Origin of the sequence: Psychrobacillus sp. FSL H8-0487 (assembly GCF_038008385.1) — a bacterium.
Classification (GTDB): domain Bacteria; phylum Bacillota; class Bacilli; order Bacillales_A; family Planococcaceae; genus Psychrobacillus; species Psychrobacillus psychrotolerans.
On record NZ_JBBOZA010000001.1, the window covers coordinates 879,422 to 900,270 of the forward strand.

Below are 20,849 nucleotides of genomic sequence, written 5' to 3' on the forward strand. Positions count from 1 at the left end.
TAGGAGGTAATGTATATGCTTGGTCATTATTATGCACTCTTAGCTAAAAAGAGGGAAGATTTGCAGAGATTAATAACATGTCAATCTTCTTTGCAGGGGAAACAATCCGAATATAACACGAATGAACCCAAATGTTTGGAACCGGAACTAACATCCACTACTTGGCAAGGAAATCACGCAAATAAGTTTGACGATATACGGGAATCTGGCATTCACACTAGTTATGTAGATATATCGGGAACTCAATTTTCTAATGTATTTAGTGCTATTTCCGCGAAAATTAGTGAATTGAATGCAGAAATTATATCGATTCAACAGATTATCGCCAATATTGAAGCAGAACAAGCACGGCAAGCTCAAGCGAAAGCATACTAACTTGCAAGGGGGAGAAACGTTATGTCTACAGAAGTTAAAATCGTCTATGCAGATGTAGAAAATCAGCTTGGAGAAATGACTGGTGCAGTTAATCTACTCAATCCAAAAGCAGAACCACCTATTAGTGGAAATACCCTAGATGTTGTTACAAAATTTAATGAGCTATCCTTAAAATTGGATCAATTACTTGTAAGATATCAAACATTGTCGACTGGAAATATTCAAACAACTTCTGCTTCTATTGACTTTATGGAAGAGTCCGATCAAAAAATATCAGCAGCGATGCAATGTACAGTAAATGGAACTAGTGTGGTGGCGAGATGAAAATACTAAGCGTACAACCATTTCATGAGGGACTTCAAGGGAATATTAATATGCTGTCAAGACTAGAAGGGGAAATTAATGCGATTCAAACTGCGGTTCAAGGCTTAGTTATGATGGAGGCATCGCTTAAAGGAGAAGGTGGGAATGCAATAAGATCATTCTATAATGATTGCCATCTCCCCTTTCTGCATTTCTTTTTAACATTTAAAGACCTATTCAATACAACCCTTACTACGATGAATTCCGCCTTGGATACTTTAGAGCCGGATGCTAATGGCTATATTCGACAAGCATATCTGGAAGGAGAAGTAGAAGATGGTCTAAACGAAATTTCTCAAGTAACCACTAGTTTAACGGACGAATCCAATAGTATTATCAATTCTGTTTCCGATATAGTTCCACTGCCACATTTAGACGATAGTGGTGTGCAAGAAGGTGTAACTAGCGCTAAAACATCTAGAAATAATACGGTTTCGGATTTAAATGAATTCGATTTGTCTCAAACCAATGCACTGCTTCTTATAGAGGCAGCCATGTTAAATATGGAAGCATGGCTAACAGATATGGAGTATTTAATGGAAGAAGGATTAACGGATGTTAACTTCCCAGCCGATAGTTGGAACTCAGTGCAAGATGCAACGCCGATTGGTCAATTTTATTTGCAGCATCAAATAGACATGCTTGCCTCAAATCCACGAGTAGAAGAAAATGGTGTGGAAGTGTCAGCCCCTACCCCTACTTCTACTGCTAAGGAAAGTTTATGGGAAGCTATTATGTCTACTGTAGGAGTTGGTATTGCCGATTGGAAAGAAAAACCTATTAATGCAGCTGCTACTTTATTTGGCACAGCTTTAGTTGGGAACTCCACTTACAAAGAAGTAAGATTAGCTGCCCAGGGCTTTGGAATTACTAGAACTACTAGAACAACGAAACAGAATGTCACGAAAACAGTTATTAAGATTACTAGACCAGACTTAATTGGAGTTAAAAATAAAACATACTCTGGAGCAAATGCGACAAACTATGAAAAGATTTTTAAAAGAGTAGATACAGCAACAAATATCAAATCCACGTTTCGTTTTTCTGCAAATAAACTTGGATATATTGGAGTATTTGCTACAGCCGGTGGAGATATCGTACATGGTATACAAAATAATGAGTCTGCGAGCGAAATAGCTGGTAATGTAACAGGTGACGTTGCAGTTGCTGGTGCATCAATGGCAGCTTCAGCATGGGCTGGGGCACAAGCTGGAGCAATGGTAGGTGTAGCTGGAGGACCCTTAGGCGTTGTTGCAGGAGCTGTTGCAGGATTAGTCGTAGGTGTCGTCGTAACTGCTGTTTTAAGTAAAGTGAAAATTATGGACGTTGATGGTGATGGTGAGACCGATTCTATAGGTGATGCTATTAAAATAGGAACTAAAGGTCTTATTGACGGTGTTGCTGGTTGGTTTGATTAATAGATTAATTGGAGGAGAAAGTGATTAAACAGCAAAATATGGACAGTAATACATTGTCTTACTTAAAATTTCAAACTCCCGAGATGAATAAAAAAAATATTATAGTATTTTTCATTATACTTTTATATTTCACCGGAATAATTCCTATAATAGGTGAACCGTTTTCCTATTCATTTTTTATGGCAGCAATAATACCAATTGCACTCATTTCTATATGGGCAATTGTTTATGTAATTGATCCTTATAAAAATGAAAAGTCCTATTATTTATTCTTCGGTATTTATGGAATAGTGAATACGTATGTATTTTTCTTAGTTGTAGTAAAACTACTTTATGTGAATATTGGAGTAGAAGGTACTAAACCGTTTGTTTTATGGCTAATGTTATTTATAGCTCTGTTAGTAGGAGTGAATATATTAAATGTTAGAGCTTTAAATTCAGGAACGTATGATAAGTTACAGAAGAAAAAGAGTCTAAATATGTCATGGGCAATGATTGGGGCTTTAGGGTATATTGTCGGTCAGTTTATATTATCGTTCATTTACAGTGATGACGCGGTAAGTACACTACTGATTGTGTTAGTTTCTTTACTTGCTCTTTTGACTTCCTATTTTTCCGTTTATATTCATCGTTATTATTTTATTCATAAGAATATAGAACTGGTAAAACAGGTATATCCAAACTTTAGTTTGCCGAAAAGTGAGAGAAATACGAGAAAGAAAAAGTTAAAATAAACGGTATATTTTAGCTGGAGTTAGTAAGGAGAGAATTCTAATTCAAAAAGAAAAAATGGATAACATTTTCTCGTCTTATTTAAAATTTGACTCACCTAAATCTAATAAAGAAGGAGTAATAGGATACTTACTTTTATTTTTGTATTTAATGGGGGTTTTCCCTATTTTAGCGGTTCCCTTCTCATTGCCATTTTTATTAGCAGCTATTGTCCCTGCAGCTTTAATAACATGTTGGGGAATTATTTATATAATAGATCCTTATAAATATGAAAAATCCTATTATTTATATTTAGGGGTATACGGTGTCGTCAATACTTACGTCTTTTTTGTAAGCATACAAAAAATGCTATACAAAAATCTTGAAATAAATGGTTGGTCTCCATTTATGTTTAATATAATATTATTCATTCTACTAATTTTGGGGATGAACTGGATGAACTGGAAAGCTCTTTATAGTGAGACATATTATAAGTTACAACAAAAAAGTTCTATTCCAGTAGGATGGGCATCTATCGCAGGGGCTTCGTATATATTAGGACAAATAATATTGTCCTTTGTCTATACAGACTCGGGGATCAGTATATTAATGATAGTTTGTCTTACTCTTTTATCTTTTTTTACGGCATTTTTATCTATTAATATTCACCGATACTTTTTTATCAGAAAGCATATGGATAGAGCGTTGGCAATTTACCCAGAATTCGGTTTACCAAAGGATGAGAGGCACGGAAACGAAAAGAAAAAAAGAAAGAGAAAAAAAAAGAAAAAGAAATAGAGGAAGAAGGGAAAATAATGATTCCAACATTTACTGTACAAGACATTTTTGTAATGATGCAAACGTTAAATACGAAAACTTTAATAGGCTTTTCGAATCCCTTCGAACATTTAACAAAGTACGAAATTGAAACGGAATGGGAGAAAACCTATAAAAAACTACATAAGATAAATCTAATTGACTTAGTCGATAAGGAAATAAAATTAGAAGAAAACTTTGGAAATGCACTATGGATCATGTCACGTACCAATATGGTTGTGGAGATTATAAAAGATGGGACTCAAAAAAGTTATTTTTATTTTAGTAAAGACCATGTAGTGGAATGCAAAGAGAACGATGACAGTGAGTTTACATTATATGTACATGGAACTCCAGACTATGTTTGGAATAATGTTATTTATCCTCGAATGCTTTTAGGTGTAGAAAGTCGCTCAAACGGTGAAGGGGAAACTATTCTTATACCTACTTCTTCCTATAATTCGTGGGTTAAAGCACGTTCCATAACGGATGTACAGAACTTGGAATCTATCAATTCGGGTGAGATTTGGAAGAGTGTTAGTAGTCAGTTGGATGCTGCATTAAAAAGTATGGTACATAATAATCGATTAATGGTATTTTTTAAAGAGGATAATCATTGGGTTATCGAAGGGATGCATGTGTTGACTTCACCTAGAAATAATTGGACATTCAAAATGGTGAAAAAAGACAATAAAGAGTTATTGGAAGGAAAACAAAGTTCCAATTTGGAAATTGTTTCAGAAATCTTAGATGTGTTAGTAAGGATGCAAAATCAACAAACAACACTTAATAAGTGATAGTAGAGAAATCAAGCACCTTTTCGTAAGTTGAAAAGAGTGCTTGTTGTCTATGGAGTAATATTTGTTTTATTCTTTTATGTATTATATTAACCCTCCAACAATACTAATAATAATTCTTTTGAGTGGGGAGTGTATCAATGGCTTGTAAGCTGAGTGAACAGGATTTTGAAGTGCTAAAAGAGCCTCTTAAATCAGGAAGACAGGCACCTGGTTCAATAGCTGGAGCACTATTTTTGACTATATTTCTACAGGGAATTCTATTTTCATTAGAGTATTTCTTTGTAGGAGTTAACACTACCTATCCATATAAAGATGAAATACTTTCAGTTCATTTATGGATAACTGGCGTATTAATTTTGTTTTCTCTTCTTTATTCTATTCCTGCAGTATATAAAAGAAGCGACAAAATGCAGTATTTTATTTCCATTTTAGTATCACAAAATTTATTTTCTGTTAGCTTTTTAATCTGTGCATTATTTTTGATAGGGAATGACGATGGGAGTGGAACAAAGGAAAGCTCAGAATCTTTACTAAACTTTACCTATGTAACGCTTGGAATTGGGCTGTTGGTCTTCGTTCTCACATGTATTCGTTTCTATATTTTGTTACAAAGAGGGGAGTATAGAAAAGGATCAAAAAAAGAAGAACTTCGTGGACGGTTTGAAGTGAAATCATATATACCTGTTGCTACTGTTGCAGGTACAGGATTGGTTTTTGTCATACAATATATTGCTAGAATATCTACACTCAATGATTTAAATATGATCATTTTCATTGTTATAGGTATAGGTTTATTTTTTACTATGGTATTTGTATTGCCAGAACAATTGGTGATATTATATTGTAAAATTCGTTTTCAAAGTTTTAACTTCAATGAGCGAGGTTATTTAAAGTAGAATACTATTAAATAATAGTAGAGAAATCAGGCACTTTTTTGTGTAATTAATCAAAGTGCCTGAAATCTCTATAGTAGAATTTCTTATGTATTTTCATGAAGTATTTTGACATTTAATTTTTCTAATTGCGCTAGGTTGATTGTATAGCTGTTTTCGGTCTCTACAAATATTCCGCCATCAACTTTATTTCTTTCAGCTGTACGGATATCTGTATTCGTTTCGAATATCAGATTATTACCACCTTTAAATTTCAGGTAAAATTTATACTTTTTCAATTCACCAGTATTACGCAATATTCTCCCTCCTTTAACGGAGTATAGCATTTGCCTATCTAAAGGTTAATAGATAAAAGATAGTTTTATTGGGTATATAGTTTATGAGACTTAATGAGGATACCTTTCTTATAGAATAAATTAGGTGATATTACTTAAGTAGTATATAATGAAGGGATGCTGAAAATACTGAATTAGAGAATATAAAGGAGTTTGATCATATGGGAAACAATACAATAAAAACGGAATTACCAGAGAATTATGAAGAACTAAAAAAGGCAGCTAATCGTACTGCAAGCTGGAAATCGCGTTACGATGCAGTAGTTGAATTAGGAAAGTATAATCACAGCCAAGTGAAGGATATATTAAGAACAAGACTTGCAAATGATCCGGTTTACAAAGTACAAGAGGCTGCTTTCCAAAGTTTATTGGATTTTGGAGAAGAAGCACAATTACCAAAGCGTAAAAAGTTTGAGTTAGTAAAAGGAGCAAACAAAGTGTTTGTTCGTGTTAAAAAGAGTTTGCCTAAAGACCATACATTTGAAGAGTTTTTAACAAAGTTAAAGAGAATGCGTATTGATGTATATGATACGTATGAAGGTGACAAAGGCGATGAATTCAAAACTTGGTTAGAAAACGAATGGTCTAACTTAAAATAATTTTAAATACAAAAAAGCAATTGTCTTCATAGGCAACTGCTTTTTTCGTGCATAAATTTATTATTTATACTTCTGAATTAAGTTGTATTCGGTAATAAGATTAAGTTTTTATAGAAAATAATTTAGTAAATAATAAGTATAAGTAATAATATTCCTTATTAGATTGACACTTAATAGGGTAGCGCATATATTTTAAATAGATAGTTAGTAATGATTGGAGAGAATATCATGGGGAAATTATGGGATACACCTGAGAAGCTGCGTACTTTGTTATGTGAATTGGTTAGTTGGGATAGTATTACTTTAACAGAAGGTGAAAGAGCATTTGCACCAAAATTAGTGAATAAGTTAGGGGAACTTCGCTATTTTCAAGACCGTCCGAGTTTATTACAAATGCATGATGCGGGGCTAGGAAGACAAGTAGTGACGGCATTATACAAACATCCTGAGGCGACCGAAACAGTAGTATTGATCAGTCATTTTGATACAGTTCAGACGGAAGAGTACGGTGTATTACAGCCGCTTGCGTATTTCCCTGAAGAGTTAACAAAAAGATTGATGGAAAATCCAGAAGAATTACCAGAAAGTGCTCGTGCGGATTTGGAGACTGGTAAATATTTGTTTGGTCGCGGTACGATGGATATGAAGATGGGTCTTGCCTTACATATGCAGTTGATAGAAAAAGCAAGTGTCGAGGAGTGGCCGATCAATCTTATTTTGACAACGGTTCCAGATGAAGAAGTCAATTCTGCTGGTATGCGTGCTGCTGTTACACATTTAGTACGAATACGGGAGGAATTCAACTTAACTTATAAGCTATTTTTAAATAGTGAACCTTCTTTTTCTCAAAATCCTACTGATATTGCAGAATATATTTATACAGGGTCGATAGGCAAAATTATGCCTGCTGCTTTGTTTTATGGGAAGGAAACGCATGTTGGGGAACCTATGAAAGGTATGACTGCCAATTATATTGCATCTTTCTTAACACAACGTATGGAATGGAATGATTTATTCCGGGAAACAGATCTTGGAGAAAGTACGCCGTTACCTGTTTCATTGCAGCAAAAGGATTTAAAATTATCTTATTCTACCCAAACACCTTATCGTGCTGTTGCATTATACAATGTGTTTTTACTAAAACGTACTGCATCGGAAGTAATGGATCTGTTCGAGGAAGTAACAGAAGATGCAATGAAGGCATTGAATGAAAGTTATTCCATGATTTGTGAGCGTGAACAAGTAACAGGTGTGGGACAAGTAAAAGTTATACGTTATGCAGAACTATTAGCATACGCAAATAAAAAGCTAGGCATCGAACAAGTGGAACAGCTTAAAGCACAAACACTTTCTAATGAGGAGTGGGATGATAGAGAAAAATCACTTCGTATCGTAGATGATCTGATGATCCAGTGTCAAGAGCTTGCACCAGCAACAGTGATCCTATTCGCGCCACCTTATTATCCGGCAGTGAACACATCGGATGATCCGGTGATAAAAGATGCAGTAGAATTGATGCAGCAAGCAGGTCGATCGTTTAACAACAAAATTGATCAAATACATTATTTCAATGGAATTTCCGATTTAAGTTATGTCAATTACGTGGATGACGGCAAAGGTTGGACCGCATTTGAAAAAAACACACCTGTTTGGGGAGATACTTATGATATTCCTTTTAACGATATGGCGAAGCTAAAAGGTCCTGTTTTGAACGTTGGACCATTTGGTAAAGATGCGCACCAAAAAACAGAGAGACTTCATGTAGACAGTGCATTTGTGGAGATGCCCGAAATGCTAGAAAAATTGTTGAAGAGTTTGTACTAAGTATACAAAAAAGACTTGAAGTCTAAGACTGTAGACAAACTCAATTTTAGGTGTATAGAGTTGAATATTAAACTCGGCAAGACCCACCACTTCGCTTTCCGTGGGCTTGGCTTCAGCCTCCTCGTCACTACGAAAACATATGCTCCTGCGTTTACTCGTCGCAAAGACATTGGTCAAACAAAGTTCGACCACTGTCTTTCCTGCGGGGTCTTCAGCTCAAGCTTTTCCCACTGGAGTCTTTGTGGTGGACCTTGCCTTATAAACAGTTCCAATAGAGTATTCAATATATAAGATGAATAAACATCCTTAGGAACATTCATAACCGTTTATAAAAATACCTTTGTCGTCAAGAGACTTCCTAAAAAAGGAAGTCTTTTTTACTTGCGCTTGTTAGCTGATTACTTTCGGATATAAGATGCGTGTATATTGTCGCTACAAATTGACTCACTAAAAGAGATAATTTACTTTCGAAACGAAAAAAACTGTTATATTTATGACTGATGGTTAGTTTACTAATCGCGTAACTTATTAGACTCTTTTGTATTTTAATAATATTTTGTTTATAAATATGTTGAATATCTTGGTTTTTTTGGAGATAATGAAACTAATAATTTTTTACGATAGGAGTAATTGGATGGAAATAACAATGAGAACTAATTTAGAACATAAAAATAGAGCAAATGATTATGTGCATGAAGTATTCGAACTAGTAAAGAATAGAAATCAAGGGGAAAAGGAATTTTTACAGGCAGCACGTGAAATCTTTGATTCACTACGACCTGTATTTCTAAAGCATCCCGAATATATACATAATGGCATTTTAGAACGCATAACGGAACCGGATCGAGTTATTACGTTCCGTGTTGCATGGGAAGATGACACTGGAAAAGTCCAGGTAAACCGTGGTTTCCGCGTCCAATTTAATAATAGCTTGGGGCCATATAAGGGAGGAATCCGTTTTCATCCAACGGTAAATAGTAGTATTATGAAATTTTTAGCTTTCGAACAGACATTTAAAAATGCTTTGACCGGACAACCGATAGGAGCAGGTAAAGGTGGATCGGATTTCAATCCTAAAGGGAAGTCGGAACGTGAGATCATGAGATTTACCCAAAGCTTCATCACCGAGTTAAGCAAATATATCGGACCTGATATGGATGTTCCGGCTGGAGATATCGGTGTTGGGAAAAGAGAGATTGGTTATATGTTCGGTCAGTATAATCGTTTAAAAGGTGGTTACGAGGCAGGAGTGTTCACCGGAAAAGATCCAAACCACGGTGGGAGTCTAGGTCGTAAAGAGGCTACAGGTTATGGGACAGTCTATTTTGTAGAAGAAATGTTGAATGCAAAAAACGATACCTTTGAAGGAAAAAAAGTAGTCGTTTCCGGATCTGGGAATGTTGCAATATATGCTATGGAGAAAGCTATAGAGCTTGGTGCAGTGGTATTAGCGTGTAGTGATTCAAGTGGGTATATTTATGATCCTCAGGGGATTGACGTAGAAACGGTTAAACAGTTAAAAGAGTTGGACAGTAAAAGAATTCAGGAATATATAAAGACTCATCCAAATGCAGTCTATCATGACGGCTGCACAGACATTTGGTCAGTAGCCTGTGACATTGCATTACCTTGCGCCACACAAAATGAAATGGAAAAAGAAGATGCTTTGTTGTTAATAGAAAATGGAGTAAAAGCAGTAGGGGAAGGTGCTAATATGCCTTGCACCGAGGAAGCTATTCTTGCATTCCAGGCAAAAGGGGTATTATTTGCTCCAGCTAAAGCAGCAAATGCTGGCGGCGTTGCAGTTTCCGCAATGGAAATGTCACAAAATAGCATGCGCTTATCATGGACTGTGGAAGAAGTAGATGAAAAGTTGAAACAGGTAATGAAGAATATATATACAAGTTGTTATAGTGCTGCAGAAAGTTACGGCCATCCAGGTAATCTGGTAATTGGAGCTAATATAGCAGGTTTCCTTAAAGTGGCGGATGCAATGGTAGCACATGGCATACATTAATCAATACAAAAGGGGCAACTCGAATAGAGTTGCTCCTTTTGCATATTTAGCATTGGTTCTTACTATGACAATAAAATTAGCTGTGGTTAAAGTAGTAATAAAACCTTTCGGAATTCACTGTTGAAATAGGGATACTATTATTCAATGAAATAGATACACATTGCTTAACACTATAAGAAATAAAGAAAGAGGTTGGTCTCGACAAAGTCGTGACCAACCTCTTTAAAAAACTTACGGGAAACCTGATTAAAGCTTAAATTTATTAACAATCTGATTTAATTGATGTGCAATATCATTTGTCTCGTTTGAACGAAGGGCAATCTCATCAATGGAAGCAGTTGTTTCTTCTGTTGCTGCTGAAATGGATGTAGTAACCTGCTCAATCTCTCTTATCGATTCAGTAAGTTGCGTGATTAACTCAACGACCTGTTTTGAATTATCGGCTTCTATTGTTGTCAGCTCTGAGATCATGGAAATTTCTTCAACTGTAATGGCAACGGCTGTAGAAATATCACTTAATGATTGAGAGGTCTGAAGGACAGTAGAAGAACCTGTTTCGATTAACTTTGTACTTTCTTCAGTAGATTCTACTACTAACTTAATACTCTCTGTAATGTCTTTTATAATTGTTTCAACTTGATCAACTTCGCTATTGGATTGTTCAGCTAGTTTTCTTACCTCTTCAGCGACTACAGCGAAGCCTTTTCCATGCTCTCCTGCACGAGCTGCCTCAATCGAAGCATTCAGTGCCAGTAAATTGGTTTGAGCTGCAATTGCTGAAATAGATCCAGTAATTTGTTGAATCTGTTTTGTTGCCTCATTTAGACGGCCAATTGTTTCACTGGTTTCAATAGAAGCAGTTTTGATTTTATCCATATCATGACTAATCTCACTTGCACGTGTCAGACCTTCCTTGGCAGTGTCCATAGTAGTTTTGGAATTTATGACCGTTGAATCTGCTCGATCTTTTGAAATTTGTAAACCTTGTGCGAGATTTTGCAAGATTTCGGATGAACGTTCTGCAGTAATCGTACCATCAGATACCGATGCGGCAGTTTCACTCATGTTTGTAGATACTTGATGAACAGCATCCTTCATCTCATTAAGAGAGATAGAGTTATTCTCGACATTATTCGTTAATTTTACTGATGTCGTTTGAATTGTTCCTATAATTTCTCTTAGATTTGACGCTAATGTATTTAATATTTTACTTAAATCTCCAACCTCGTCTTTACTAGTAAAGTTGGTGTCCTCTACTGTTAAATTACCTTTTGCAATTTCGCCAGCGTGTGCAATAAGTGCTGAAAGTGGTTTTGTTTTTCTTCTTATTAAATATAAAGTAATTAATGATGCTAAAATCAGTGGAATCAAACTAATAAGTATCCCCTTACTAACTACGTCCCATGTACGATCTGATACAATAGATGCATCAAAATCAATAACACTTATAGCGATAATATCCTTTGAAGGATCATGATCTTCAAAAATAGGTGCATATCCAGATAGTCTTTCTAAGTCAGCAAATTCATAAGCCTCTGAATAAGTAGCATGTTGCATTTCTACTAACATTGCAACAGCTTCTTTATCTATGTAAAACTGATCTCCGGCTTTGAACCCATCTTCTCTTAAATTGTCATCCATAGCGAGCAGTTTACCATCTAAATCTATAATGTACTGTGTTTCAAAGATTTCTTTATGAGCAGTAGTCCAATTTAGTTGTTCCCCAACACTTTCAATTGCTGAAGTATCTCCTGCTAGAATCTTTTTAACATCATCCGGTTGGATTAACCCAGTTGTGATATTGGCACATCCATATGCCTCAATTCCTGCTGCTTTATATAACTCGTTATAAGCAGTGTTGTACGTGGCAACGGAAGTGATTAATAGCATAGAAGCAATTATCCCAACAATGATCATTCCTAGATGCACTGTTAAATTATTTTTCATTTTAAACTCTCTCCTGTCTAACTTTCAAACTTATATAACATTTATAACATAACAATAGGGATAAAGATATAGTATTATAAGCGTGATTAATGCGCAAATGTGACTAATTACCTTCCATTTTAAATTTAAATGTATAATTCTTTGTCTTATTAACAGGCAAACTATTATAGGAAACACAGATTTAATTTATAAATTGATTTAGAATAATTTGAATCTATTAATAAAAAGTCTATCGAAACGACATAAACTCTGTAATATTATTGTTACACAACTGTAAAGGTAGTTTTGTTTGAAAGATGTTAGTATGGGTATAGAGAAATTTTCCGACATGAAAATAAATTTTTCAATCACATCTTTGGGGGAACATAATTTTGACTTCTTTGTTTAAAAAAATCATTACAATCTTTAGTTTAACTGTAGTTTTAGCCGCGGGAACATTTGCAGGAAATACAGAAGCAGCAAGCACTGTAGCATCCAATGAAATAGTATCGAGTGCGAAAAGTTTAGTAGGAATTAAATATCGTTATGGTGGAACAACGAAGGCTGGTTTTGATTGTTCAGGTTATATCGGTTATGTTTACAAAAGTAAAGGTGTTAACTTACCAAGAACAGCAGCAGGCATGTATAACTCTGGAAAAACAGTGAAAAAAGCAAATTTAGCAGTAGGAGACTTAGTATTCTTTAACACATCGGGTAAAGGCGTATCTCATGTTGGAATGTACATAGGTAGCAATAAATTTATCCATGCTTCAACTTCTAAAGGCGTTCGAGTAGATAAGTTAAATGATCCTTATTACTGGGGTAAAAAGTATGTTGGTGCTAAAAGAGTAGCAACTGTTACAGTAGCAAAAAAATAATTAAAATTATACAACCGTTCCGGCAATTTGCTGGAACGGTTTTTTGACTCATGTAATTTTATAATGGAGAATGTTGTCAAAAGGTGAAGTAAAGTTAGATAGTTTTAAATTATTTGAAAATAGTTTTAAAAAGGTATTTCTAATTTACGTAAAAGTAGTATAATTGCATATAATATATTGCACACTTAAAATTGTCGCAATTTACTAATTTATTCGATAGGGGACAAACACCATGAATAGTCTAAAAATCCGTTTCACAGAAAATGAAATGAAAAATGAGAAAACACCAGCTGAGCAGTTAGTGTTCGGTACAAAATTTACAGATCATATGTTTGTCGCTGATTATACTGAAGGGACAGGTTGGCATGATCATCGAATTGTCCCTTATCAAGCCCTTACTTTAGATCCATCAGCATCCATTTTACATTATGGTCAAACAGTTTTTGAAGGAATGAAAGCATATCTGTCAGAGGATGGAATTGTTCGTTTGTTTCGTCCAGAACAAAATATGAAACGTATGAATATTTCAGCTGATCGACTAAGTATGCCTCAAATAGAAGAGGAGTTAGCTCTTGAAGCTTTAAAACAGTTATTAGAAATAGATAAAGAGTGGATTCCTAAAGAGCCAGGTACTTCGTTATATATTAGACCTTTTATGATTGCAACAGAAGCGCATCTAGGAGTGTCCGCTTCTAAAACATATACATTCATTATTATTATGTCTCCAGTAGGATCTTATTATAAAGAAGGAATTCATCCAGTAAAGATTTTAGTGGAAAGTGAATATGTACGGGCGGTAGCGGGTGGAACTGGAACAGCAAAAACTGCTGGGAATTATGCTTCAAGTCTAAAAGCCCAGGAAGTTGCCGATCGTGAAGGCTACGCCCAGGTACTTTGGTTAGATGGACTAGAAAGAAAGTACATTGAAGAAGTAGGAAGTATGAATGTATTCTTTAAAATCGATGGCGAAGTAGTTACTCCAGCCTTAAATGGAAGTATTTTAGATGGGATAACGAGAAAATCCATCATTGAATTATTAAAATACTGGGGTGTCCCAATTACTGAACGCAAAGTTTCAATGGAAGAAATTCGTGAAGCGTACTTGAACGGAAAACTGGATGAGGCTTTTGGAACTGGTACTGCCGCTGTAATTTCCCCGATTGGAGAATTACGTTGGAAAGGGGAATTGTTCTACGTAAATAACGGAGAAACAGGAGAACTTTCACAAAAACTATATGAAACACTAACTGGTATTCAAAGAGGCGTTATAGAAGATCCATTTGGTTGGGTTGTTGAATTAAAAAAATAATATTTCGATATCGCTTCTCTTAACGGAGAGGCGATCATTTTATGTTGGCAGAATGGAGAATACTGATGAAACCACTAATAGGCATATGTGCCAACTATTTATCCGACGATGCAATAGGACTAGCAGCTGGCATTGGGGCGAAATATCAAGAATGGCAGTTACTAGCGGATGATTATATTGTAGCTATTGAAAGAGCCGGAGGGGTTCCAGTTATTTTACCTATCACTAGAGAAGTAGAAACTTTGATGCCACTCCTTCAGAAGTTGGACGGAATACTATTTTCTGGTGGTTCTGATATTGATCCGAATTTATATGGAGAATATCCGAAATTTGGTTTAGGAGCTATTGAACCACGCAGAGATGCTCATGAGATCAGACTGGCTCAGATTGCTTTAACGAAGTTAAACATACCAGTACTGGGCATATGTCGTGGAATGCAATTGCTTACAGTAGCAACGGGAGGCAAGCTTTATCAGGATTTAGCATCTCAAAAACCAGAAGGAATTAACCACTCCGTTCCAAAATCCATCAGACATCATGCATTTCATCCGGTTAGGATGGAAGTTGGTTCTGTATTGTATAATATTTATCAAGGTGACGTTTTGACAGTAAATAGTTTCCATCACCAAGCAGTAAAAGAGTTAGGGCAAGGTTTTAAAGCAACAATGATTGCTCCTGATGGAATTATAGAAGGGATGGAATGGGAAGAGTCAAACCGATTTGTTGTAGCCGTCCAATGGCATCCCGAAATGATGGAAGAAAAAGTGGATACAATCCGACCGATTTTCACTGCATTTGTTGAGGCTAGTAAAATGACGGCCGAAGTTAACGAATTAGTAGCATCAGTAGAGACTATAGCATAATGATGAAGAAAGTCCTCCCTACGTCAAGCTATATGGACGATGGAAGGATTTTTCTACTTCAATTTGAATAGTTTCACAGTACATAGTATAAGTTTGCATTTTTAATTCAGGATACTTTTTTATTAATGAATTTAGTAAATGCGTGTTAATATAAGAAGGTTTTCTTATTTTCTTATCCGTATAAAATATAAAGGAACTATAAGGGTAGTTTGCCAATCCTTCTAGGATAGCTCTTTGTGTATAAAGATGATTTCGATGAATATACTTACTAGCTTTTAATAACTCCTTCGCATCAGAAATCATATTAGTGTAATATCTAGTTTCGAATAACTGATCAGAGTATTTATATTTACGCTTAAAATAGGATGAGTATTGTTGATTAATGAATATTAAAACTTCAGAAAGTGGGATTATGGGAGAACGTATTAATAAATGGTAGTGGTTATTCGTAAGAGAGTAAGCGATTATAGTAAAAGTGTACATATTATTTGCCTGGTATAGCGTAGTAGTAAAAAATATGAAATCTTCTTTGTTTTTAAAAATATTTTGCTTATTATTGCCACGCATCGTAATATGATAAAATATTTCTGGTTGCCATACTTTCCTAATATTACCCATTTAAACCTTCCCCTCCTCTATATATTGATAACACTATATTTTATAAAAGCTTAAAATGCAATTGTCATAATTTGTGCTTTTAAGCAACAATTTCATTTTCACCTCAAAAACAGTCTCAAAACTCCATTTATCTCAAAGTTAAAGCCTCAAAATAAAATTCTTTAATAGTTCTCTATATGACAAGTAAACTAATGGAGTCAGTTATTATCGCATGATGTAGAAACTACATTGCGCTTTGTATGATAAAATAGGGGGAAAAGGAGTGTTTATATGAAGGACAAGGTGTTAATTGTAGAAGATGAAAAAAATATTGCACGTGTTCTTCAGTTGGAACTAGAATTTGAAGGATACGATGTAGATATTGCATATACAGGAACTGATGGATTGATCAAATATCGGGAGCAACAATGGGATTTAGTTTTACTCGATTTAATGCTTCCAGGTTTAAATGGCTTAGATGTATTGAGACGAATCCGTGCTACAGAAGACGAAACACCAGTAATCTTATTAACAGCAAAAAATAATACAGAAGATAAAGTCACTGGCTTGGATCTTGGGGCAAATGATTATGTTACTAAACCTTTTGAAATTGAGGAATTACTTGCACGTGTTCGCTCGGCAATTCGATTTACTAAAACATCGAGTGTAACTCCTGTTCAGGAGGAGAATATTCATGTTTTTCATACGCTTTCACTGAATGAGCAAACACGGGAAATTACTAATTCTGGAGAGTCTATCAATCTAACTCCACGAGAATATGACCTGCTATTATATATGTTGAAGCATCCTAACCAAGTATTGTCACGCGAACAGTTATTAGATGCTGTCTGGGGGTTTGATTATTATGGAGATACGAATGTTGTTGATGTTTATATACGTTATGTTCGGAAAAAGTTAGAAGAAAAACAACAATCTTCTTTAATTCAAACAGTGCGGGGCGTCGGATATGTGTTGAAGGAGCAAAAGAATGAAGCTTAAAACGAAAATACATCTATTCTCTACCCTATTGACGTTCCTAATCATAGGATTAATGAATATAGGTGTATATTTTTTATTTGAGGATATGGCCTATGATTCGGAATATACCCAGTTTAACTCGGATGTAGATGAAATGATCCAGGCATTAAGTAAAATGAAAGAAAAGGACGATCCTGCAACTATTTTACGTACTTATATTCCGCCTAATGGTGGGATTCGCATCTTAAATAATAAAGAAGAGCTGCAATTAGTTGTTCAGTCCATTGAAGAAATAACAAATTATCAACCTAACTTTGAAGATGGTGAACGTTACTCGATAGGTATGCTCAACGGGTCTCCTGTTTTGACGATTAGCAAACCAGTTATTTGGTCAAATGGAGAAGTAGTAGAAGTTCAAACGATGAAACAATTATTAGAAGTAGGAAACAATCTAGACTTTCTTCGACTTATCCTGCTTGGTGTCACCGTAGGTGGAATGCTATTAATGGCCTTATCAAGTGTTACTTTAGGAAAAATTATTACGAACCCAATTAGTAAATTAATCAATACAATGTCCCATAGTAGGATTTCAGGTAAATATGAAAAAATTACTGTCCACCCAAATCGAAAGGACGAAATGGCACAAATGGGCATCGCTTTTAATGAAATGATGGAGCAGCTGGAACAAAATTATAAAAAGCAGGAGCAATTTGTTTCTGATGCATCTCACGAATTAAAAACACCGTTAACAGTAATAGAAAGCTATGCAAAACTATTGTCTCGACATGGTTTCAATAATATTGAAATTGCGGAAGAATCCGTTCAGGCAATTATTAATGAAACTAGTAGAATGAAAGAAATGGTCTCACAAATGCTCGTTCTAGCAAAAAGCAACGGGAAACAACAACATAAATATGAATTAATAGATGTAAACATTTTAGTAACCGAAACTTTACAGTCGATGCGAACTGCATATGATCGAAATTTTCTTTTAAAAGGAGAAGGACCATTCTATATAAGTACAGATACTGAGCAACTAAGACAATTGCTTTTTATCATTTTGGATAACGCTCGTAAATACAGTGAAAAAGATATAAAGACAACTATTGCTGAAACTGATGATGGAGTTACTATTTCTATCATGGATTATGGGGATGGGATTCCGAAAGAAGACTTGGATCGGATTTTTGATCGTTTTTACCGAGTCGATGAGGCAAGAAATCGTAAAACGGGAGGTACTGGACTTGGTATGGCAATTGCAAAAGATATAGCAAACCGGCTATCTGCAACTTTAACTATTCAGAGTATGGTAGGATTTGGTACAACCATCCATATTTTTCTTCCCTCTAATCAAATTCTCATTGATTTTTAATGTTCGTCTATTAAGATGAATTTGAGGAGGCGTGCGTGAATGAAGTTTATGAAGATGAAAAAGTTTTTTATCGTTTGTTTCGCTACATTGGGAATTATAGTAATTGTATTCATAGTCAACATTGGCTCAGATCAATTGCCTATAACTGAAAACAATGTACGCACCCAACTCGAGCAAATGTATGATGCAGAAGTAGCAGAAGTGAAGAAAAATGAAGATGTTTATGAAGCTATTATCGCTAAGAGTGGACAAGTGTATTTGGTAGAAATGAATGCAACCACTGGTGATGTAAACTCGTTAGAGCACACAGATGAATTCACTATTAAAGAAGTACCTATTATAAAAAAAGAAGTCACTAATGGAGTAGTAGATAAGAGCCCAGTAGTTAGCCCAAAATCTACAAAAACCCAGCTTACTGCTGAAAAAGGGAAAAGTATAGGAGTTTCCTCCAAAGGGAGTTCTAACTTAGTGATTGCCGAAAAACCAAAAGAAGAAACTTCTAAGATAAAAAACGTCGGAAGTTCCAAAAATAATGAGAACAAAAAAGAAGGAACTTCAAAAACAGTTGAAGAGAAACCTATTAAAGTTATTAAAGACGTGTTAAATAAAGAAGTGAATAAAACTGAAACAGCTACTAAGGACAATAAAAAAGTAGAAAATGAAAAAAAAGAAGAGAAGATAGCAAAAGCCGAAGCTTCTAAAATAGCTAATGAATCTGAATTGCTTAAAGAAGATTCTGAACAGTTAGAAGTACTGAAGATCGAACCAACAAAAGCCGAAGCTTCTAAAACAGCAATATTAGAAGTTCCCAAATCAGAAGAATCGCAATCCTCCACAGAAACAATATCACTAAAGTCGGAAGAAACTAGTGACAATAATGCTACGATCCTCATTACTGCCGAAGAGTCTATTAAGCTTGCTATTGCATACCAAAAAGGTATAGTAGAAAGTAATAAATTTATTCGAACGAATGAAGGCGGGTATTATTTAGTTGTGATGGAAGTAGAATCATCGAAAGAAAAGAAACCAAAAGCAACTTTGCAAATACATGCAATATCTGGAAAGGTAATTTCGATTACGTGGCAATAAACACTCTCATCAAATTCTAATATAACTCTCTTGGTATTCTCATTTACTTACTATATTATAAAGTTAACAAATGAATATTGAACAGCTATATTAATTGGGGAAATATATTAGGGCAACCAACCTTAAATTAAACTTGATAGCTATATAAAATAACCACCTCATTCTATTATTCCCCGTAGATGAGGTGATTTTTATTGCATAAAATAAATGCATAGTTAAAAAGCGCAGTTCACTTTGTGAAGTGCGCTTTTAATAATTGCTCAATGAAATTAAAGAACAACTGGATGATTGAGTTCCATCAAATAGTTTCTGTCTTTTTGGTTAAGGCTTGTTTTAGACTTCCCTTGGTAAACAAAAAAGACTTAAATCCCAAAATAAAGGATTTTTGGATTAATTCTCCTTTTATTTGCGTTTATTTCGTTTTGTTAAACGTCCAAGTGCAAATGCACCGGCAGCAAGACCAATCATTGTATTAGTATTTTTATTGAAAACTTGTTTTACAACTAAGTTCATATTGGCTGGACGCTCTGCAAGACGTCGCATGAAGTAACCGTACCAATCTTGTCCAAATGGTACGTACGTACAGAAGTTGTAGCCTTCGCTAGCAAGTTGTTGTTGCATTTCTGTGCGGAAGCCATATAACATTTGGAATTCAAACTTATCATAAGGAATGTCATTATCTTTAATGAACTGTTTGATATGGTTAATCACATTATGATCATGAGTTGCAATAGAAGTAAATTTACCATTAAGAAGATGCCATTCAATAAGCTCTACATAGTTTTTATCAATTTCTTCCTTTGTTTGATACGCATATTCAACAGGTTCTTTATAAGCTCCTTTTACAATACGTAGGCGGAAGTTTTTGTACTTTTGAATATCTTCCTCTGCACGGTAGAAGTATGCTTGAATTACAGTTCCCACATTATCATAGTTTTTAGAAAGCTCGTCCAAAATATCGAATGATGGTTGTAAATGTTTGGTAGATTCCATATCAATATTGATGAAAGTACCATATTTATGTGCGATTTCAACAATTTCTTTTAAGTTATTTAATGCGAAGTCATAGTCAATATCAAGCCCAAGTTGGGATGGTTTTAAAGAAATATGCGCATCCACTTGATGTTCTTCAATTGCCTCAATTACTGCGATAATTTGTTCTTTAGCAGCCAATGCTTCTTCTTTTACGAAAACAAATTCGCCTAAATTATCTACTGTACAAGAGATACCCATTGCATTTAGCTTTTTGATGCTTTCAATAGTCTCTTCAATGTTTGTCCCAGCAACAACATGCTGTGCTCCCATTTTTAAACCATATTTTTTTGCGGCACCATTTAATACTTGATTCTCCGACAAAGCCATAAAGATATCTTTTAACATTGTAATGCTCCTATCTCTGTTTTGATGCTTAGATTATACCATAGTTCGCCTTGCTTTTAGTATTCATTTAGCTAACGTATGCCAAATTTTGTAGAAAAAAGGAGTGTGATATTTCTGGTTATTCAGAAATATTAAATAGGTAGGAGTTTAGATAAATTAAACAAATTGAGTTACTAAAGGTTGAGAAAATAGACATTAAGTATTTTATAAATCTCTTAGCAGTTTTGCGATTTGAAAGTATTTAAAAGAAGTAATATTTTTACGGTGATAAATATTAATAGAATATTACAACAATATTATTAAATA

20 protein-coding genes are annotated in these 20,849 nt (G+C 34.7%); 16 read left to right on the forward strand and 4 right to left on the reverse strand.

What is annotated here, in order from left to right:
- The first annotated feature begins 15 nt into the window (after positions 1-15).
- From MHI47_RS04180 to MHI47_RS04215, 7 genes are all read left to right on the forward strand, one after another.
- Entirely contained in the window at positions 16-375 is a 360-nt protein-coding gene (locus MHI47_RS04180) for a YwqH-like family protein (RefSeq protein ID WP_093537220.1), read from the forward strand.
- 21 nt (positions 376-396) lie between these two features.
- Complete coding sequence (locus MHI47_RS04185; protein WP_340829732.1) at positions 397-699, forward strand: YwqI/YxiC family protein; 303 nt, start codon at positions 397-399, stop codon at positions 697-699.
- Complete coding sequence (locus MHI47_RS20175) at positions 696-2,156, forward strand: ribonuclease YeeF family protein (protein ID WP_445678292.1); 1,461 nt, start codon at positions 696-698, stop codon at positions 2,154-2,156. Before MHI47_RS04185 ends, MHI47_RS20175 begins: the two co-directional genes overlap by 4 nt.
- A 20-nt stretch (positions 2,157-2,176) precedes the next feature.
- Complete coding sequence (locus MHI47_RS04200) at positions 2,177-2,890, forward strand: hypothetical protein (RefSeq protein WP_093537223.1); 714 nt, start codon at positions 2,177-2,179, stop codon at positions 2,888-2,890.
- A gap of 184 nt (positions 2,891-3,074) precedes the next feature.
- Complete coding sequence (locus tag MHI47_RS04205) at positions 3,075-3,665, forward strand: hypothetical protein (RefSeq protein WP_340829735.1); 591 nt, start codon at positions 3,075-3,077, stop codon at positions 3,663-3,665.
- 17 nt (positions 3,666-3,682) lie between these two features.
- Positions 3,683-4,480, forward strand: coding sequence for a hypothetical protein (locus MHI47_RS04210; protein WP_340829737.1), 798 nt, complete (start codon positions 3,683-3,685; stop codon positions 4,478-4,480).
- A 140-nt stretch (positions 4,481-4,620) separates the two neighbouring features.
- On the forward strand, positions 4,621-5,379 hold the full coding sequence (locus MHI47_RS04215; protein WP_340829739.1) for an ABC transporter ATPase: 759 nt from the start codon (positions 4,621-4,623) through the stop codon (positions 5,377-5,379).
- Between the two features lie 83 nt (positions 5,380-5,462).
- On the opposite strand, the gene MHI47_RS04220 is transcribed toward MHI47_RS04215, so the two are convergent.
- Positions 5,463-5,672, reverse strand: coding sequence for a hypothetical protein (locus MHI47_RS04220; RefSeq protein ID WP_093537227.1), 210 nt, complete (start codon positions 5,670-5,672; stop codon positions 5,463-5,465).
- 200 nt (positions 5,673-5,872) lie between these two features.
- On the opposite strand from MHI47_RS04220, the gene MHI47_RS04225 reads away from it, so the two are divergent.
- The 3 genes from MHI47_RS04225 (at position 5,873) to gdhA (ending at position 10,151) form a co-directional block, all read left to right on the forward strand.
- Entirely contained in the window at positions 5,873-6,310 is a 438-nt protein-coding gene (locus tag MHI47_RS04225; RefSeq protein ID WP_093537228.1) for a HEAT repeat domain-containing protein, read from the forward strand.
- Between the two features lie 228 nt (positions 6,311-6,538).
- Entirely contained in the window at positions 6,539-8,134 is a 1,596-nt protein-coding gene (locus MHI47_RS04230) for a M20/M25/M40 family metallo-hydrolase (protein ID WP_340768481.1), read from the forward strand.
- 634 nt (positions 8,135-8,768) lie between these two features.
- Positions 8,769-10,151, forward strand: coding sequence for an NADP-specific glutamate dehydrogenase (gdhA, locus tag MHI47_RS04235; protein WP_340761665.1), 1,383 nt, complete (start codon positions 8,769-8,771; stop codon positions 10,149-10,151).
- Between the two features lie 246 nt (positions 10,152-10,397).
- Here the strand turns inward: gdhA and MHI47_RS04240 are convergent, their stop codons facing one another.
- On the reverse strand, positions 10,398-12,098 hold the full coding sequence (locus MHI47_RS04240; RefSeq protein ID WP_340829740.1) for a methyl-accepting chemotaxis protein: 1,701 nt from the start codon (positions 12,096-12,098) through the stop codon (positions 10,398-10,400).
- 371 nt (positions 12,099-12,469) lie between these two features.
- On the opposite strand from MHI47_RS04240, the gene MHI47_RS04245 reads away from it, so the two are divergent.
- From MHI47_RS04245 to MHI47_RS04255, 3 genes are all read left to right on the forward strand, one after another.
- Complete coding sequence (locus tag MHI47_RS04245; RefSeq protein WP_245762690.1) at positions 12,470-12,955, forward strand: C40 family peptidase; 486 nt, start codon at positions 12,470-12,472, stop codon at positions 12,953-12,955.
- Positions 12,956-13,187: 232 nt separating this feature from the next.
- Complete coding sequence (locus MHI47_RS04250) at positions 13,188-14,264, forward strand: branched-chain amino acid aminotransferase (protein ID WP_340829743.1); 1,077 nt, start codon at positions 13,188-13,190, stop codon at positions 14,262-14,264.
- 65 nt (positions 14,265-14,329) lie between these two features.
- Positions 14,330-15,127, forward strand: coding sequence for a gamma-glutamyl-gamma-aminobutyrate hydrolase family protein (locus MHI47_RS04255; protein ID WP_340829745.1), 798 nt, complete (start codon positions 14,330-14,332; stop codon positions 15,125-15,127).
- An 18-nt stretch (positions 15,128-15,145) separates the two neighbouring features.
- Here MHI47_RS04255 and MHI47_RS04260 read toward each other — a convergent pair whose 3' ends face one another.
- On the reverse strand, positions 15,146-15,745 hold the full coding sequence (locus MHI47_RS04260) for a transposase (protein ID WP_340829747.1): 600 nt from the start codon (positions 15,743-15,745) through the stop codon (positions 15,146-15,148).
- 270 nt (positions 15,746-16,015) lie between these two features.
- On the opposite strand from MHI47_RS04260, the gene MHI47_RS04265 reads away from it, so the two are divergent.
- From MHI47_RS04265 to MHI47_RS04275, 3 genes are read left to right on the forward strand one after another with little or no spacing between them, the layout of a single operon-like run.
- Positions 16,016-16,723, forward strand: a complete 708-nt coding sequence (locus tag MHI47_RS04265; RefSeq protein ID WP_340829748.1) for a response regulator transcription factor — start codon at positions 16,016-16,018, stop codon at positions 16,721-16,723.
- A complete protein-coding gene (locus MHI47_RS04270; protein ID WP_340829750.1) occupies positions 16,713-18,074 on the forward strand; it encodes a sensor histidine kinase in 1,362 nt (453 codons plus the stop codon). Before MHI47_RS04265 ends, MHI47_RS04270 begins: the two co-directional genes overlap by 11 nt.
- Before the next feature lie 39 nt (positions 18,075-18,113).
- A complete protein-coding gene (locus tag MHI47_RS04275) occupies positions 18,114-19,163 on the forward strand; it encodes a hypothetical protein (RefSeq protein WP_340829751.1) in 1,050 nt (349 codons plus the stop codon).
- Between the two features lie 402 nt (positions 19,164-19,565).
- Here the strand turns inward: MHI47_RS04275 and MHI47_RS04280 are convergent, their stop codons facing one another.
- Positions 19,566-20,543 (reverse strand): proline dehydrogenase family protein, encoded by a 978-nt coding sequence (locus tag MHI47_RS04280; protein ID WP_340768497.1) that lies wholly within the window; start codon positions 20,541-20,543, stop codon positions 19,566-19,568.
- Positions 20,544-20,849 lie beyond the last annotated feature (306 nt).